Raw genomic sequence first — 17,520 nt, 5'->3', positions numbered from 1 at the left:
GTCCTGTTCATCAGGTTAACGCCGAGCGACGTGATTCCAGAAACAGGGTGTTGTCCGATTGGTCACAAGACCGATTCAGATAGGGAAAGACCGACGCAAGAAGCCATCCACCAGCGCCGATGCAAATCAGACCGAATGGCCTACAGTCGGCCGGATTCGGACGATCTGCCCTGCCCGAAACCGTTCGCTTCCCGAAAAATCTCCCAGGATTCGTAGTGCCCGTCACGGTCGAAGGCGGTGAACTTGTCTGTCACACCGTCTCCATCGACATCCGTTCCCACCGTCGTTCCGGCCTCCGTCGTCCGAACGGAAGTCTCGTGACGACCGTCGCCGTCGAGATCGAACCAGTCCGTCGAGACATAACCGCCACCATCGCCCGACGCGTCCTCGGCCGGCTCGTTCGTCTCGAAACCGCCCACTGCGAAGCCATCCACCGCGATCATCGACGCTCCTCACTGTCGGGTCCCTGTTCGCCGCCTGCGAACCTGTTCGGACGTGCACCTACCCGCTTCGACGCATCGACGCGCCGATCGGTTCCGGATCGCCGGGAGAGAATTCGACGGGCTTCGACGGCACGACCGAGTCGCGCCCGGACCCGCGAAATCGCTCCAGCCCGCGCTCGAGTGCAGCCAGATCCCGATCGCAGGCCGAGAGCAGCGCCGATCTGTGATCGGCGAGCGTGCGAAGTTCGGCGTCGATCTCGGCCAGCGACAGATCGATACGTGCCGCCGCCTCCCGGTCCGCCGAGGTCAACGCCGACGCGAGTGCGGACTCGGCGTCGAGAATGCGAGAGAGCAGCCGCTGTTCCACGTCCGATTTCACGCGAGCCAGACTTTCCTGGGTCCAGCCGCGAAGGTGCGCACGGTCGGCGACGAGTGCACGTGAGCGGGTCAACCACCACGCGATCGCGGCACCGATGGCCAGTGAGACGATCGTGTTGGCGACGGCCAAGGTAGGAATCAGAGCCAGGGGCGAAACTACGAGCCGACCCAGTCCCACCCCTGCCGAGGCCCCCAGTGCGACCATCAGGACGTCCTCGATCCCGCGTCGCCTGGTCGGTTCGCCGATGCCGATCTCACCGCCTGCAGTACCGGATTCGGGCACCGTGCCGGCGAGCCCGAGTTCGACTTCCACGGCGCGGATACCGGTGGACAAGGCAGCGTCGGCGCGTGCTCGAACTGCCTGTACGGATTCGGCGAGGTGCCCGGGCAGATGGCCGAGTTCGGCCCGCCGCGATCCCTCTATCGTCTGCCGTACCTGCGCGCCGAGCATCCGAACGTCCTCGACCGCAGCGTGAATACAGTCGACCCGAACCCGTTGAATACGGTTGTGCAGCAATGCTCGTCGGTCACCACCGAGACGTTCTCGTTCATCGAGCAGCCGCGCCCGCCTGGCACGCAGAGGGGCGGTGTCACCACCTCCGGTCACTGCGCGAGCTTCGGCCACGATGGCGGCCTTCGCCTCTGCGGCAGATTCCTGCACTGCAGCAACGTATTTGCGCTGTGCCCCTACCGCCGCGGCCTGCATCAGCAACGCGTCGATTCTGTCGGCGACCGCCCCGAAACCCGACTCCGCGAACACGGCAGCATCGCCAATCTCCCTACCGGCTCGTGCCAACCGTGCCGAGACCGGATGAACGGAGTGTTCCACCGCACGCGGCACACGCTCGGCGACGATCTCGATATCGGCGTCGACCACCTCGCGCCACCGGCGATGCACATCGACCTTGTTGACCACCAACACAACCGGTGTCGACTCGAAGGCAGGACGCCAGCGCTCGACGTCGGCACGGCCGACCGGAGCCGACGCGTCGACGACGATCACGACCACCGCGGCCTTCTCGATCGAGTCGGCGAACCCGATCTCCGCGCCGTCGCGCCGGGTGAGCAGATGGCATATCTCGGTCTTGCCGGATGCTGCGGTGCCGGTGACGTGAATGCCTGCAGGTCGGCTGCTGCGTGCACGGTCGATGCGTACGAGGGATTCCGAGTTCCGTCGACGCAGAACACCTTTCAGATCGTCCGGCAGCGGGAACCGGTTCGGATCGGTCACGGTCGGAGCATCCGCACATAGCCGCGGCACAGGGCCAGGGCGGAGCGCCGGACGTCGTCGTCCTCCGAGGTGGCGGCACACCGCTTCCACACCAATGCCTGCTCCAGCAGGGCCTGCTCCGAGCCCGTCTCGATCGGCACCGCCAATCGCGCTGCAGCACAGCGCATATCGGCAGCCACCGCCTCGTCCGAAGCCAGATAGGATTCGACGGCCCCTCGAACGTCACGGTGACGGGCGGATATCTGCAGCAGTTGTTCGTGCAGGTCGTCGTCGCGGGCCGTCGCAGCAGCCGAGACAGTGTCGGACACCACCGTCGTCACGGCGTCGACGCCGGTGGCCTCCCACAGCTCACGCAGTACATCCGCGTCGGACACTTCGCTACGCCGCCGGAGCGCATCGACGAGTAGGGCGAGACCGCGTAATTCCACCCGGTCCAGCAGTGCCTCTCGGCGCGGCGTCGAGAGCGGAATATCAGCACTCCGAAACCGATCGACCGTCATCAGATCCCCAGTACGCAGCGCACCGGCCGCCACGGCCCGCACATCGGCCATGTCCACAGCGAAGCCTCGGGCCGCGCCGCCCAGGCCCGCTGCAACAGATCCCATCACCGGCAGCACTTTTCGCCCCAGTTGCTCGGATGCCGCTGCGGCCGTCGCTGCGGGTTCGTCGAGAGTGTCGGCCTTGTTCAGCAGGATCACGGTGTGTGCCGGCGGTCCGCCGGGTCGAGCGGAGAGGAAGGTGATGTCGTCCGGGGACACGGCACCGGCCAGCACGTGGACGAGAACGTCGACATCGGATGCGGTGCGGCTCTGCTGCACCTCCGCGGCACGCGGGATATCGGCCCATCCGCTCTCGTGCAACCGGACCTCGAACCCGTCGGTATGCAGTCGCGCGGCATCGAGCACCGAGACGATCACCGACTTCCCGACTCCGACGCGGCCGGAAACGTGCACCTCCAGCGGCCGCAGACGCCGCTCGACAGCATTCTCGACAGCCTTCCGGCCTGCGCCGGCCCCGGCCGCGTCCACCTCTTCCGAGCGCACACGCAATCGACCCAGACCTGCCTCGGCACCGTCCATCATCGATCCCCCCGGAAACGACCCACCGAACGGCCACATCGAGATGTGCGATCGGCTCGTCGAGCACGATCGGCCACGTGGCCCGCAGCCCCCTGCTGCGGCACCGATTCTGGCACACGACGGCCGTTCCGGACGGGCCGTCGAGAATTACACCGTTGTAGTTATAGGACGTGGCCCTACCGCTGATCAGCGATGGAACAGCAAGTCTCAACTTCAACTCGAGACCCACCTGTCACACACTCCGCCGATGCGCGACAATGGACCGGTGAACGAGCCACAGGACACCTCTGCCGACACCGGAGACAACTCGGTGCAGACCCAGGAACGGGGCTCGCGGCTGTACCCCAGAGTGACCAGTTTCCGCTCCCGCCGCGGAGCGCTGACCGACGCTCAGCAGAGCACCTGGGACAACCTGTGGCCACGCATCGGCCGCGATGTCGCCGACGAGCAGATCGACATCGACGCCTGGTTCGGGCGCAGCGGTCCGGCGATTCTCGAGATCGGGTCGGGCACGGGCACGGCCACCACGGCAATGGCTATGGCCGAGCCGCACGTCAACCTCATGGCCGTCGAGGTCTACCGACCCGGGCTCGCGCAGACTCTGCAGCAGATCGAGCGCGAGAACATCGAGAACGTCAGGTTGTTCCGCGGCGACGCGATGGACGTCCTCGAGAACATGCTGACCTCGGAGTCCTTGACCGGCGTTCGCGTCTTCTTCCCCGACCCGTGGCCCAAGGTGCGCCACCACAAGCGTCGTCTCCTGCAGGGCCCCACGTTCGCGATGATCGCGGATCGCCTGAAGCCGGGCGGCGTTCTGCACGTGGCCACCGATCACGCCGAATACGCTGAGTGGATTGCCGAGGCCGGGAACGCCGAGCCCGGCCTGACCGTTCTCGATTGGGAGTCGCCCATGACGCACGAGCGGCCGGTGACCAAGTTCGAGGGCAAGGCCCAGCAGGTGGGCAGCTCGGTGACGGAATTGATCTGGGGAAAGAAGACAGCATGAGCGTCAGTACGGACATGCCCGACACCGTGATCGACCCCGCCGAGCTCGGGGCGATCGGTGAGTCCCGCCACAGCAAGCGAGTCCTGCTCGTGTGGGATGCCCCCAACCTCGACATGGGTCTCGGCGCGATCCTGGGTGGCCGGCCCACCGCTGCCTACCGCCCACGATTCGATGCGCTGGGCCGATGGCTGCTCAGCCGCACCGCCGAACTGTCCACCTCGGGCACCGCGACGCTCGAGCCCGAGGCAACGGTGTTCACCAACATTGCACCCGGCAGCGCCGACGTCGTCCGCCCCTGGGTCGAAGCATTGCGTAACGTGGGCTTCGCGGTGTTCGCCAAGCCCAAGGTCGACGAAGACAGTGATGTCGACGCCGACATGCTCGACCACATCGACTTCCGCAACCGTGACGGCGGCCTCGCCGGTGTCATGGTCGCGTCCGCCGACGGTCAGGCGTTCAAGGGGCCGTTGGAGGCCATCGCAGCAACCGGAGTACCCGTTCAGGTACTGGGATTCCGGGAGCACGCAAGCTGGGCTGTCACGTCGGACATCCTGGAATTCCTCGACCTCGAGGACATTCCCGGCGTCTTCCGTGAGCCACTGCCTCGGGTGAGTCTCGATTCGCTCCCCGACGAGGGCGCGTGGCTGCAGCCCTTCCGACCGCTGTCCGCCCTGCTCGTCGGGCGCCAAGGAGTTTCTTAAGTGTTCGCCAGATGGGGAGACATCGTCTACCGCCTGCGGTACACCGTTATCGGTGTCATGGTGGCCGGGCTGTTGGGCTTCGCTGCCTACGGTCTCGATCTCAACAGCCATCTCAGTCAGAGCGGTTGGGACGATCCGACCTCGGAATCGGCCCAGGCTGCCCGTCTGGCGGACACGACGTTCGGACGCGACAAGCAGGGTGACGTCATCGTCCTCTACACCGCGCCCGAAGGGTCGTCGATCGACGACCCGGAATTCCAGTCGAAGGTCGTCTCGAGCCTCGAATCGCTCCCCGTCGACCATCCCGACCAGATCGAGAAGGTCAACGGCACCTACTTCAAGGTGCCCGGCGCACCCAACCTCGCGGCTCTCGGTACCAACGACAAGCAACATGCCATCGCCAGCATCGCGATGAAGGGTGCCGACGACACCGAACTGACCAACAACTTCCAGGCCGTCAAGGACGCCTTCTACATCGACGGCGTCGACGTGCAGGTGACCGGTCTTCAAGCCGTGGCCGGCGCACTGCAGTCGACGATGGCCGGCGACATCCACCGCATGGAACTGCTGGCGATTCCCGCCGTCGCAGTCCTGCTGTTCTTCATCTTCGGCGGCGTCGTCGCCGCGGCGCTCCCGCTGATCATCGGCGGTCTGACTGTCGTCGGAGCCAACGGCATCGTCAAGGTGTTCACCAACTTCACCGAGGTCAACTCGTTCGTCGCGCCCGTGGTCTCGCTCGTCGGACTCGGGTTGGCCATCGACTACGGACTCTTCATCGTCTCGAGATTCCGCGAGGAACTCGGTGACGGACATACGACGCCACAGGCCGTGCGCCGTACCGTCATGACGGCGGGTCGCACCGTCGTGTTCTCCGCGACGATGATCGTCGCCTCCCTCGGTGGCCTGCTGCTGTTTCCGCAGGGCTTCCTGAAATCCGTCGCATACGGATCCATCGCCACCGTCGCGCTCGCAGCGCTGACGGCCATCACGATCCTGCCCGCGATGCTCGCCATCCTCGGCCCACGCGTCGACGCCCTCGGTCTGAAGTTCATGCGCAAGACCAAGTCGAGCGAAGAGATCGAGAACGGCATGTGGGGCAAGCTCACCCGCTGGGTGATGCGCAACCCCGTCAAGGTCACCGTGCCCATCGTGCTCGGATTGGTCCTTCTGACGCTGCCCGTCGGCAACATCAAATTCGGTGGCATCAACGAGACGTACCTACCGCCGGACAACGTCACCCGCGTCGCGCAGGGAGAGTTCGACAGCCTGTTCCCCGGCCAGCGCACCGAACCCATCAAGATGGTCATCGAGGGCGCGCAGGGTCCGACGCTCGGCGCGATCACCACGCAGGCGAACAACGCTCCCGGATTGATCGAGAAGTTCACTCCCGTCGGTGCCAGCAAGGACGGCGTCATCGTCTTCAAGGCCGGGTTGACCGATCGCAACGACTCGAAACCGGCCATCGACTTCCTCCGCAGCATCGACGTGCCGGACGGCGCGACGGTCATGATCGGAGGTACCCCGGCAATCGAGCAGGACTCGATCAGCGCACTCATCGACAAGCTGCCACTGATGGCCGTGCTGGTGGTGTTCATCGTGACGATGCTGATGTTCCTGACGTTCGGATCGCTGGTGCTGCCGATCAAGGCGGTGCTGATGACCGTCCTCGGCCTCGGTGCCACCATGGGCATCCTGACGTGGATCTTCATCGAGGGTCACGGGGCGGGGCTGATGAACTTCACCCCGGGGCCGATCATGGCTCCGGTGCTGGTGCTGATCATCTCGATTGTGTTCGGCCTGTCCACGGACTACGAGGTGTTCCTACTCTCCAGAATGGTCGAGGCACGCGAAAAGGGTGCCAGCACAAGCGAAGCCATCCGCATCGGAACCTCGCATACCGGACGCATCATCACCGCGGCGGCGCTGATCCTCATCGTCGTCACCGGCGCGTTCGCGTTCTCCGATCTGGTGATGATGAAGTACATCGCCTACGGCATGATCGCCGCTCTCATCATCGACGCGACGCTGATTCGCATGTTCCTCGTGCCCGCCACGATGAAGCTGCTCGGCGACGACTGCTGGTGGGCTCCGCAGTGGATGAAGCGCATTCAGCGCAAGCTCGGCCTCGGCGAGACCATCCTCGAAGACGAGCTGCTGCCCACCGGAGACGTGCCCGAACTCGCCCTCGCGGGCGGCGCACCCTCGTCGACCGTCGCACCCCCGATGCGTCCGACACCGCGCCGCGGTGAGCCCCTCACCGAACCCATTCCGGTGGTGGCACCGCACGGAGGCGGACCGATCCGTGCCACGCACGCCGCGAAGGAAGAGTCGCGTCGAAGCGTGACCGGCCGGCCGGCGACGCCACCCGAGCCGACCCGCGCGGCACCGACCACTCCCCCGAAGCAGGCCGAGCCCCAGCCCGATTCGGAGCAGCCGTACTCGTCGCAGCCGAACTCGTCGCAGGCCTATTCGCCCCAGGGTCGCTCGTCGCAGGCTTACTCGCCGCAGGCACCCGCGGCGCGTCCCACTCCGCCGCGTCCTGCCGAACCGCGCCCACCCGTATCCGGGCCGACTCGGGCTCAGCAGGTTCCGCCGCGTCCGCACGTCGAACCCGAACCGACTCAGGCAGCGGACATCGTTCGACCCGCTCCCCCGAGTGCCGCACCCGTACCCGAACAGTCGCCTCAACCGCCGAGTGCACCCCCGAGCCGTACCCGCAGCACGCGAGCGGGACGGGCCGAGGAACCGGATTCGCGATCCATCGAAAGTTGGCTGGCCGATCTGCGAGCCCCGAGCGCATCGCAGGCACCACGGCCGAGCACTCCGCGAAGCGAGTCGCTCAACAACGGCTCCCGCGGTTCTGACAGCCACACCTCGAATGGTCTCAGCTCGAACGGTCACAGCACCGGTGCCAACGGGTCGTCGTCCAACGGCTCGACCACCAACGGGGCTACTACCAACGGAGCCGCTACCAACGGAGCCGCTACCAACGGCGCTGCTACGAACGGGGTCGACAAGCACGGCACCAACGGCTCGGGCACCGGCACCCACGGCGGCACTGCTGCCGGAAGCAACGGTTTCGGGCGAAACGGCAACGCCGACAACGGGTCCGAACGCCGTGGCTCGAACGGAAACGGCATCGACCGCAACGGTTCGGACAGCAGTGGCTCCAACAGCAGTGGTTCCGTCAGCAGTGGTTCCGACCACCGCACTTCGGAACGACATGACACCGAAAGCAACGGCAACGGTGTCGGGGCCAGTTCGGAATCGGATCGCGAGGAGAAGCCGTCCGGTCGTCGTGCCGCTCCGTCCACCGAAGGCGGGGACAGTGGCCGCCATCGCGGCGGCGACAACGGCCAGGTGCTCAGTGTCAGCGAACTGTTGGCTCGGGAGCGCAACCGCTCACGCTGACGCGAGTCGTCACAGCCGGGAGGCACCCCTCCCCGGCAACGCGTGAATGGACCACTGCACACCGTCGAGACGTGTGCAGTGGTCCATTCACGCAGCGGGGGTCAGGAGGCAGCGGTGGTCAGGAGGTGACCGCTCCCTCTCGGTCCGCGAATACCTTGGCGTATCGGGTCCCCGCGATCAGCAGCAACAAGCCGACTGCGATGAAGGCGATGACGCGGAACAGGCCGTCCAGGGCGACGAGGTCGAACAGGAACAGTTTGGCGATGGAGGCGGCGGTCAGGGACAGTCCGGCCAGCAGAGCCAGGTGAGCGTGGGCGACACTCCGCAATCCGAAGGCCAGCAGGGCGAATGCGGCGATCATCCACTCGATCGTGGCGGCAGTGTGCCCGGCGGTGAATCCGGTGGTGTTGCCGCCGATCGAGGTTCCCAGGCTCACGGTGGCCGAGGTGAGGCCGTACAGGGCGAGCACTCCGGAGACGATGGCGAGGGTCTGCATTCCGTCGTCGAGGAGTTTCAGTTCGGTCAGGACATAGGCGAACGCGAATGCTGTTGCAGCGAGCAGTATTCCGCCGATGATGATGCCCGCGTTCCCGGCAGCGTGATCGGAGTCCAGGAGAGCCTCCGGCGGGGAGATCGAGACGAAGGTCAACGCACCGATCACACCGAACGCGCTTCCGATCAGGTACGCCAACGACAAGCGGGTGCGGTGGGCCGCGGCGAACAGCGCCAGGGCAACCGCGAACAGCACTACCGGACGCACGTCGACCGTCGTCGATTCGACTGCGGCCTGCAGCATTGCCACGGCACCGATGATCGAGACCGTGATGCGGGCATGCGCCGGTAGCCAGTGCACCAGCAACACGATCACCAGTGCCGCGGCCACCAGAACCAACTGCACGGTCACGGTGGTCCACCGATCGAACACGCTCGCCGAGATCAACAGCGGCAGCGCAGCCAGAGCCGTCATGACGGTGGCCACCACGTCGGAGACGTTGCGGCGCAGCAGTTCCAGAGACATGCTCATCCCGGACGCAGCCACCAGCAGGACGACGAGAAGCAGTCGATAGTCGGTCGGTTCGGACAGGTCGGTGCCGACCAGCGCTATCAGGACCGTGCCGACGAGGGGAAGGGTTCGGACGATCTGCAGCAGCGGCCAATCACGGCCGATCTGGGCCGGGAAGCTCGCAATGTAGGTGGCGATGAAGAACGCGATCAGGGCCAGGGTCGGACCGTCGGTCAGGATGGGGCCACACGCCGCGACTCCGGCGAGAATCAATACCGCCATCGGCTGCGACTTCCACTGCACTGCGAGAGCTGTTCCCGCAGCGGCGATTCCGAATGCAGCGATCAGGCCGATCACCGGATCGAGCCAGCCGTACAGGACGGACGTCGCCAGAACGTCGAGGTACAGACCCGCAATACCCGTAGCGGCCAGAGCAATTCCGCCGACGCGTCCTCCGGAGCGACCGAACACTCGCACACCGGCACCGATCAGTGCGAGGGAGAACACCCCGCCTGCGGCGACGCGCAGAGGCGGCCCGAACCAGCCGGCCTGTGCGGCCAGAACCAGCAGCATCACGACGCCGACGAGCGTGACACCCGCGCCTGCGACGGCGAGCAGGCGACTGATGACGCCGTCTCGTTGCCACCACGGCTCACGGGTCGGAGCGGGGGGCCGCGGCGCGACCACCGGCCCTCGCAACGGCGGGGCTGCCATGGACCGGCCGACCGCAGGAGGCGGCGTGACCGGAGGTGCCGACACCGGGCCGCGCGCGGCACAGGGCTGCTGCGGTGCAGGCATCTGGGGCGCCGAGAACGTCTGCGGAGGGACGGTCGGCACATACGACCGCGGCACCGGCTGTTGCCTGGCGGGAGCCGAAACGGGCACGGAAGTGGGTGCAGTACCGAGCTGCGACTGCAATGTCTGCAGGTCGACGGCCACCTGACGCATGTGGTCGCCCAAGGAATCGAAGCGGCTGGACAGGCGCGCGACGAGTTGCGGGTCCAGCCCGGAGTTCTGGGAAGAAGTCATGGGATAGATCCTGCGGGCCGGGCGGCTCGATAGCCTGAGTAGTGCTACCCGGATCCCTCGAGTAGTCCAGCCCGACTATCCGAAAATTTTACGGAACGAGCTACCGAAGGGGTGCTTGACGGTGAGGGAACCGAAGCGGACCTTCCCGGTGAGCACCACGTGCAGCGGTCCGTACGGCGGGCCGGTGCGCACCTTGTTGGTGACGGTACCTGCGACGGCCTCGGCACCGTTGACGTCGGCGGTGGCTTCGGTCGGGAGAATCAACGTGACCGAGCTGCAGTAGTCGTCGACGTGGATGTCGACGACCTGGCTGACCATGACGGCCTGCGTGAAGTCGAGTGTCACCGACGACAGCCGCGTCACCACGTTCAACCGGCGCGGTACGTTCCACGGGCCTTTGCGGGTGATGGTGGACATGCTGCCGCGCACCGTGTCCGGGGTACCGCCGCCGTGTCCCCAGTGCTCCTGCACGACGCGGCGCGGCGTCGGTTGTGGGGTGGGATCGGCGAAGGGTTTCGGCGACGGGAGGTGCTCGCCGGCGATCTGCATGCCCGGTAGATCGGCGAGCACCGAGTTCAGCTCGCCCCGGGTCTTCGACGCCAGAGCGGTGTCCATTCTTTCGGTGAACTCACCGAGCGACAACATGCCTTGGCCGACTGCTCGTTGCAGCAGCTGCCCGACGTGCTCGCGTTCGGCATCGGACACTCGCAGATCTCTGGCCTCCATGGGCCCAGGGTAGCGAAGTTCTCAGGCGGCGTGCCCGCGGAGAACCGACAACATTCCGTGTACCGATGCGGGCCAGCCGAACTCTTCGGCGCGTATTCTCGCCGCGATCCGGCGTCCGTCGGCCGGAAGTCGAAGCAGCCGTTGGATTTCCGCTGCGAAGCCGTCGGCGGTGTTGATCGAGGATCCACCGCATTGCGGGGTGACGATCTGGGCCAGTGCCGAGGTTTCGGAGACGACGACGGGTGTGCCCGCGGCGAGCGATTCCAATGCCGCGAGGCCGAATGTCTCGTGCGGTCCCGGCGCGAGAGCGATGTCGGCCGAGGCGAGCAGCTCGGCGACGGCCGACCTGCCGTCGACGAAGCCGAGGAAGTCGACGGGCAGCCCGCGGGCACGTCGTTCGAGGCCCGCTCGTCGGGGGCCGTCGCCGGCAATGACCAACCGAGCCCGCATACCCGAATCGCAGAGCGCGGCAAGCGAATCGATACTGGTCTCGACATGCTTTTCCACCGACAGTCGGCCGCAATGGACCAGCAGCCGGTCGGCGCTACCCAGCCATGCCGAGCGCGCGCCGGCTCGGCGTCGTCGGGGATGGAACAGCTCGAGATCGACGCCGAGCGGGACTCGATGGACGTTGGGCGTTCCGATTCGATCGAATTCCTGCTGTGCGAACTCGGTGGTGCAGACGACGGCGTCGTACGACTCGGCAGTGCGTCGGTTGGCCGCGTCGGCGAGGGACCGGGCGTACCGCATCGGCATCGTCTGAGCCAGCAGCCGGTCGAGGCGCTCGTGAGAGATCATCACGCTGCGGATGTCGCGACGAGACGCCCACCTGCCCATTCCGCGCAGGGTGAGCCGATCCGACACTTCGATCACGTCCGGACGTAGACCCGACGCGATCGAGGCCACTCGCCGCGGGTCGGCCACACGGTAGCCGCCGGTGAACGGAACTTTCGGCGCCGGCACCTCGACACGCGTCACTCCCGACTGCAGCGTCGTCTCACTCCACCGGGCACCCGGCACGATCAGCGTGACGTCGTGACCAGCGGCCACGTAGCCCGATCCCAGCTGGTCGACGGCCGTCCGCAGACCGCCGGACCGCGGCCCGTAGAAGTTCGCCAGTTGAACGATGCGCACCTGCTCAGTCTCTCCAGCCGGACGTCCACCCGATGCCACGGCGGTGGATGTTGACCGAACGTTCGGCGAATATCCGTGTGGAGACCGCTACCAGCGGGTACGTGAGAGCAATGCGAGTGACACTGCAATCCACCGGCGACGCCCCGGCACCCGAGGTCTGGGAGCGATACATGGACCCGACGATCTGGAAGACCTGGGCTCCGCAGATCATGGGCGTCGAATACCGGGGCGAACGCCTCGACTCCGACACCACCGGCCGAGTGCTGGGACCGTTGGGGGTGCCGATCGATTTCGAGGTGCACTCGGTGGATGAGCAGTCGTGGACGTGGGCGTGGTCGGCGTGGTTCCAGAACAGGGCCATCGGCGTGGATCTGGCTCATGGTGTCGTCTCCCGACCCAGTGGAACCAGGGCGTGGATCACCATCGACGGCCCGCTGCCGCTGGTTCTGCCCTACCTGCCGATCGCCAAATTCGCGCTCGGCAGGCTGTGTGCCCAGTAGGGGCTACTCGGACCGGGTGACGGTCTTCTCGTCGCTCTTGTCGGCCACCTCGGTCGGCTCCGGCGTCGGAAGCTCGGACTCCTCGCCCGACCCGTCCAGATGGCCGTCGAATTCGTCGATGGCCTCGGTGCGCTCGGCACCGGTCTGATCCTGGTCGGCGTCGACGCCCTTCGTGTGCTCGGCCGGATCGACTGTCGTGTCCACTGCTTCGTTGTCGGTCATGGGGTCAAGAGTGCCCGTCGGGCCGGGTCGCAAACCCCTACAGACCCTTTTCGATGGCGTACCGCGTCAATTCGACGCGGTTGGCCAGCTGCAGTTTTCGCAGTGTCGCCTGCACGTGGTTCTCGACCGTCCGGTGGCTGAGCGTCAAACGGGTCGCAATTTGCTTGGCGCTGAGCCCCTTTGCGACCAGCCTGAGCACCTCGGTCTCGCGCTCGGTCAACGTGGGGCGGGTATCGGACTCCGGCTCCGGTGACGACGACATCCGCCGGAATTCGCCGAGAACCAAACCAGCCAGACCCGGGGTGAACACCGCTTGTCCGGCTGCGGTGGCGCGGACGGCGTCGAACAGCTCCTCCGCCGATGCGCTCTTGACCAGGTAACCCGTCGCACCAGCTTTGATCGCGTCGAGCACGTCGCTGCGTTCCGCCGATGCCGAGAGCACCAGAATCGTGGATTTCGGGGACGCGTCCAGCACTGCGACGGTGGCATCGGCACCGTTCCCGTCGGGCAGATGCATGTCCATGAGGACGACGTCGGGAGTGGTCGCTCGGGCGCGGCGTCCGGCCGCGGCTACTCCGTCCGCGGTGGCGACCACCCGAAATCCGGCGGCCTCGAGATCCCGGGCGACGCCGTCACGCCACATGGGGTGATCGTCGACGACCATCACCGCGATCTCGGCGTTCGGATTCTCGTCGCCGGTCATCTCGCTCCTCTCGTTCGCGGAACCCGAATTTCCCATTCGGTGCCCTCGCCCTCTCCGGTGTCGAGTATCGCAGTACCACCGAGAGATTCGACCCGGCCGAGGATGGACTTCGAGACGCCCATCCGGCCCTCGGCCTCAGCGGCGGCGAGCCGTCCGGCGGGTATTCCGCGGCCGTCGTCACGAATGCTCAGGATCAGCTCTCCGTCGACGTCTTCGAGCAGTACGTAGGCCTTCGCATCGGCACCTGCGTGAAGCTCGACATTGGACAGGGCAGTGGTCACGACGGCAGCGAGTTCCTCGGCGACGTCGGATTCGACGAGCACCGGGTCGGCGGGAGTCGACACCGAGATCGACGTGCCGGCCTGAGTACGCAGCAGGGCGCGCACGTCGACGATCGATCCGGTGTGATCGTCTCGCGGAGCCGACTGTTCGGAGATCAGCACGCGTAGAGCGACTTCTTGCTCACCGGCGAGCTCCGCGAGTTCGGCTGCCGGCCCGCCTATTTCGAGACCTCGACGGCGGACGAGGGCCAGCACCTGCAGAACCCCGTCGTGCACCTGTCGGGCCAGCCGCTCCCGCTCCTCGGTGATCGCGGCCAACCGTGCCGCACTGCGCAATTCCTCGTGGGCGCGCCGGGCGGTGTTCGACGCCAACCCCAACGCGAGCCCGGCCGACAGCAGTACCGGGGCGGTGGCGTCCGACCACAGGTCGGTGTCGAACCTGTCTCGTACCAGGGCACTGACCAACGACATCACCACACCCGAGGCGATACCACCCTTGGGCCCCAACAGAATTGCGGCGGAGATGACGGCGTTGGTGGCCCACAGGGTTGTGGGCAGGGTCTGGCGGGTGCTGTACCAGTCGTAGTCGGCCACCAACCGCGTCGACGCCATCAGGGCGATCACGATGATCTGATCTGCGAGCACCACCTGCCAGCGCGGCAGGGTGGCCCGCGAGAGCAGGAGTGCCGAAGCTCCGGACCATACGGCCATCAGGGCGACCAACGCCCAACTCAGCCGCGGGTTGGTGTAGTTGTCGACGGTCGCGGCCTGATAGCTGACGGCGTACACGAGAGTGACCAGACGGAAGGCCTGCGAGGCCCGCCACAGCGGGCTGTCGGGATCGGCCGAGTTCAGCGTCGGCCGCACTCGGTCAGTCGTCCGCATCGGTCTTCGGGTCTGCAGTGTTCAGCTCCCCCTTGGCAAGTCGATCGGGCTCGGACGAACCGGGAGGAGTGTGCGGGTCGCTGGGTTCGGCCGAGTACAGCGTGTCGCTGACATCGAGTTCCTCGTACACCTCGTCGGGGTCGTCGGCGAGCAGCGACCGGACGGCGGTGTTCAGCACCGCGACGATCGGGACCGCCAGCAAGCCGCCCACGATGCCCGCGAGCAGAATGCCGACGGTGATGGACAGGACGACGGCCAGTGGGTGCAGCCGAACGGCGCGGCCGAGCAGAAGTGGCTGCAGCACATGGCCTTCGAGCTGCATGACCGCGATCACGATGCCCAGGGTGATGACGGCGGTGATGAGCCCCTTCGTCACCAGGGCGATGAACACTGCGACGAATCCGGTCAGCACGGCACCGATGATCGGTATGAATGCGCCGATGAACACCAGCGAGGCCAACGGAAGTGCCAGCGGTACACCGAGAATGGCGAGCCCGGCTCCGATGCCCACCGCGTCGGCTGCGGCGACGGCCACCGTCGCGCGGACGTATCCCACGAGCGACCCGAAACCTTGGATGCCGGCTGTGCGAATCTTCTTGCGCGCCTTCGTCGGTGCCAGCCGGGTGACGAACTGCCAGATCTGATCACCGCCGTACAGGAAGAAGATCAGCGTGAACAGCGTCAGCAGCGCCCCGGTCAGAATTTCGCCGATCACCGTCGCCGTGGTCAACGCCCCACTGGTGACGGCCTCCTGGTTGTCCTGGATAACCTTGACCAGATTGTCGGTCGCTTGCCGAATCTGGTCTTCGCTGATGTGCAGCGGCCCGTTGCTGAGCCACTCCTCGACGCTGTTGATCGATTGGGTGAACTGATCGCCCACCTGCGGCAGCCCCTCGATGAACTGCTCGACGATGAACGTCATGATTCCGGCGACGACGCCGATGCTGGCGATGATCACGATGATCACCGCAGCGACACGCGGCACTCCTCGACGCTGCATCCAGTCGACGATCGGCACCAGCAGAGCGGCCGCCAGCAGCGCCAGACCCAGCGGGATGACCACCGTGCTCAATTTGGCGATCACATAGGCAAAAGTGATGAATCCGGCAAACAGGACCAGCAGTCGCCACGTCCATTCCGCTCCAACCCGTACCAGCGGATGGACCGAATCTGCGGCCGAAGTGAGGCGCGGGGACGCCCCCGTACCTTGCGCCCGCAACTCGTCGGTGCTCACCCGCTAAATTTAACCTGTGCTGGCATCTTTCCGAGCGGTCTCGCTCACCCTGAAGAGTCGCTGGCCGCTCTATATGCTCTCGATGCTCATCGCCAATGTGTTCGGTGCCGTGCTCGTATTCGCCTTCGTTCGCTACGGTCTGCCCATTCCGGAGTCGCAATCGATCGTCGCCGATCGCGTCCGCAACGTGTACATCTTCGGGGCATACCTCGGTGTGGCGCTCGTGGTCAGCCTGATCTACGCGTACACACTGCTGCGCTCGGTCATCAGGTGGCAGCTCCGCGGCGGCCCGCCCACCCGCAAGGAACAGATGACGACGCTGCACGCGCCGCTGCGTCAGGCCATCGTGCACCTGATTCTGTGGATCATCGGCGGCATCATCTTCGTGCTGCTGACCATCGCGGAGATGCCGTCGCTGTCCATCGCCGTCATCGTCACCGTCGGCATGGCCGCCACCGTCACCTTCGGTTTCACCTACATGCTCGGCGAACGCATCCTGCGCCCGGTCGCCGCATTGGCACTGAGCGAAGGCCGCTTCGATCGCACGATGACGCCCGGCGTCGGTACCCGCATGGCCATGACGTGGGGACTGGGCACGTTGATGCCCGTCATCGGCATCATCTTGCTGTGTGCCACCCAGCTGACGACCGACCTGGTGTTCTCGCCGAACGCACTGGCCGTGGCCATCATCCTGCTCAGTGTGCTGGCCATCGTGCAGGCCTTCGTCCTGTCGATGCTCACGGCGAGCCAGATCTCCGACCCGATCAGCCAACTGCACAACGCCATCGAACGCGTGCAGCGCGGCGAGACCGACGTCGAGGTCGACGTGTTCGACGGCAGCGAGATCGGTCGCCTCCAGGTCGGCTTCAACCGCATGATGGAGGAATCCGCCGAGCGACGCGTCCTGCGTCAGCTGTTCGGCCAGCACGTCGGCGAGGACGTGGCGCGTCGAGCACTGCAGTTCGGTACCGAACTGGGCGGCGAGACACGATTCGTCGCCGTGCTGTTCGTCGACATGGTCGGATCCACCGCCACCGCGTCGGAACGCCCGCCGAGTGAGGTCGTGGTGTTGCTCAACGAGTTCTTCCGGGTGGTCGTCGACGTCGTCGGACGCCACCACGGCTTCGTCAACAAATTCATGGGCGACGCGGCGCTGGCGATCTTCGGGGCGCCGCTCGACCGTCCCGACGCTCCCACCGCGGCCTTGGCCGCGGCGCGTGAACTGCGTTTCGCTCTGGACGAGATCACCGGACTCGACATCGGCATCGGGGTGTCGGCGGGACTGGCCGTCGCCGGCAACATCGGCGCGTCCGAGCGCTTCGAGTACACGGTCATCGGAGACCCGGTCAACGAGGCGTCGCGGCTCACCGAACTGGCGAAACTGCGGCCCGGACGCGTTCTGGCATCCACCTCGGCCCTGTACTTCGCCGACGACGAGGAGCAGGAACAGTGGGAGTTGGGCGACCAGGTGCAACTGCGTGGCCGACGACGGGCAACCCACCTGGCCTGGCCGGTGGAGTATCCCGACTCCTCCTCGAGTGACGGTTAGTCTGA

Annotated in this window: 15 protein-coding genes; 5 read left to right on the top strand and 10 right to left on the bottom strand. The window is 66.2% G+C overall.

Annotated elements, in window-relative coordinates; all coding sequences use genetic code 11:
* Nucleotides 1–140: 140 nt before the first annotated feature.
* The 3 genes from CH285_RS07915 to CH285_RS07905 are packed head-to-tail and all read right to left on the bottom strand — an operon-like array spanning nt 141 to nt 3,134.
* Nucleotides 141–443: a DUF6802 family protein gene (locus CH285_RS07915; protein ID WP_052057394.1), complete on the bottom strand. Its 303-nt coding sequence runs from the start codon at nt 441–443 to the stop codon at nt 141–143.
* A gap of 58 nt (nt 444–501) precedes the next feature.
* The gene (locus CH285_RS07910; RefSeq protein WP_094643590.1) at nt 502–2,052 is read right to left on the bottom strand and encodes a hypothetical protein; all 1,551 of its coding nucleotides are present in this window, start codon (nt 2,050–2,052) and stop codon (nt 502–504) included.
* Entirely contained in the window at nt 2,049–3,134 is a 1,086-nt protein-coding gene (locus CH285_RS07905) for a hypothetical protein (protein ID WP_141214953.1), read from the bottom strand. The genes CH285_RS07910 and CH285_RS07905 overlap by 4 nt, the downstream gene beginning before the upstream one ends.
* 226 nt (nt 3,135–3,360) lie before the next feature.
* On the opposite strand from CH285_RS07905, the gene trmB reads away from it, so the two are divergent.
* From trmB to CH285_RS07890, 3 genes are read left to right on the top strand one after another with little or no spacing between them, the layout of a single operon-like run.
* On the top strand, nt 3,361–4,137 hold the full coding sequence (gene trmB, locus CH285_RS07900; RefSeq protein WP_370878763.1) for a tRNA (guanosine(46)-N7)-methyltransferase TrmB: 777 nt from the start codon (nt 3,361–3,363) through the stop codon (nt 4,135–4,137).
* A gap of 14 nt (nt 4,138–4,151) precedes the next feature.
* The gene (locus CH285_RS07895) at nt 4,152–4,838 is read left to right on the top strand and encodes an NYN domain-containing protein (RefSeq protein ID WP_228139387.1); all 687 of its coding nucleotides are present in this window, start codon (nt 4,152–4,154) and stop codon (nt 4,836–4,838) included.
* The gene (locus CH285_RS07890) at nt 4,839–8,249 is read left to right on the top strand and encodes an MMPL family transporter (protein ID WP_094643592.1); all 3,411 of its coding nucleotides are present in this window, start codon (nt 4,839–4,841) and stop codon (nt 8,247–8,249) included.
* 118 nt (nt 8,250–8,367) lie between these two features.
* Here the strand turns inward: CH285_RS07890 and CH285_RS07885 are convergent, their stop codons facing one another.
* From CH285_RS07885 to CH285_RS07875, 3 genes are all read right to left on the bottom strand, one after another.
* On the bottom strand, nt 8,368–10,281 hold the full coding sequence (locus CH285_RS07885) for a DUF2339 domain-containing protein (protein ID WP_094643593.1): 1,914 nt from the start codon (nt 10,279–10,281) through the stop codon (nt 8,368–8,370).
* A gap of 75 nt (nt 10,282–10,356) precedes the next feature.
* Entirely contained in the window at nt 10,357–11,007 is a 651-nt protein-coding gene (locus CH285_RS07880) for a DUF1707 SHOCT-like domain-containing protein (protein WP_032369502.1), read from the bottom strand.
* Between the two features lie 21 nt (nt 11,008–11,028).
* Nucleotides 11,029–12,141, bottom strand: coding sequence for a glycosyltransferase (locus tag CH285_RS07875; protein WP_094643629.1), 1,113 nt, complete (start codon nt 12,139–12,141; stop codon nt 11,029–11,031).
* A gap of 110 nt (nt 12,142–12,251) precedes the next feature.
* On the opposite strand from CH285_RS07875, the gene CH285_RS07870 reads away from it, so the two are divergent.
* Entirely contained in the window at nt 12,252–12,641 is a 390-nt protein-coding gene (locus CH285_RS07870; protein ID WP_032387598.1) for a hypothetical protein, read from the top strand.
* 3 nt (nt 12,642–12,644) lie between these two features.
* On the opposite strand, the gene CH285_RS07865 is transcribed toward CH285_RS07870, so the two are convergent.
* Genes CH285_RS07865 through CH285_RS07850 form a run of 4 tightly spaced genes read right to left on the bottom strand, consistent with a single transcriptional unit; the run spans nt 12,645 to nt 15,966 of the window.
* Nucleotides 12,645–12,863, bottom strand: coding sequence for an autophagy-related protein 2 (locus CH285_RS07865; RefSeq protein ID WP_094643594.1), 219 nt, complete (start codon nt 12,861–12,863; stop codon nt 12,645–12,647).
* A 37-nt stretch (nt 12,864–12,900) separates the two neighbouring features.
* Complete coding sequence (locus CH285_RS07860) at nt 12,901–13,527, bottom strand: response regulator (protein ID WP_027495360.1); 627 nt, start codon at nt 13,525–13,527, stop codon at nt 12,901–12,903.
* Between the two features lie 35 nt (nt 13,528–13,562).
* Complete coding sequence (gene macS, locus CH285_RS07855) at nt 13,563–14,732, bottom strand: MacS family sensor histidine kinase (RefSeq protein WP_032367106.1); 1,170 nt, start codon at nt 14,730–14,732, stop codon at nt 13,563–13,565.
* The gene (locus tag CH285_RS07850; RefSeq protein ID WP_373454725.1) at nt 14,719–15,966 is read right to left on the bottom strand and encodes an AI-2E family transporter; all 1,248 of its coding nucleotides are present in this window, start codon (nt 15,964–15,966) and stop codon (nt 14,719–14,721) included. The genes macS and CH285_RS07850 overlap by 14 nt, the downstream gene beginning before the upstream one ends.
* A 73-nt stretch (nt 15,967–16,039) precedes the next feature.
* On the opposite strand from CH285_RS07850, the gene CH285_RS07845 reads away from it, so the two are divergent.
* Nucleotides 16,040–17,515 carry an adenylate/guanylate cyclase domain-containing protein gene (locus CH285_RS07845; RefSeq protein ID WP_032367437.1) on the top strand — a complete coding sequence of 492 codons (1,476 nt, stop codon included), beginning with the start codon at nt 16,040–16,042 and terminating at the stop codon, nt 17,513–17,515.
* Nucleotides 17,516–17,520 lie beyond the last annotated feature (5 nt).

It is taken from the genome of Rhodococcus sp. 05-2256-B1 (assembly GCF_002258465.1).
GTDB lineage: Bacteria > Actinomycetota > Actinomycetes > Mycobacteriales > Mycobacteriaceae > Rhodococcoides > Rhodococcoides fascians.
Note: the sequence above shows the minus strand (reverse complement) of the source record. Positions and strands in the feature narration are given on the sequence as shown.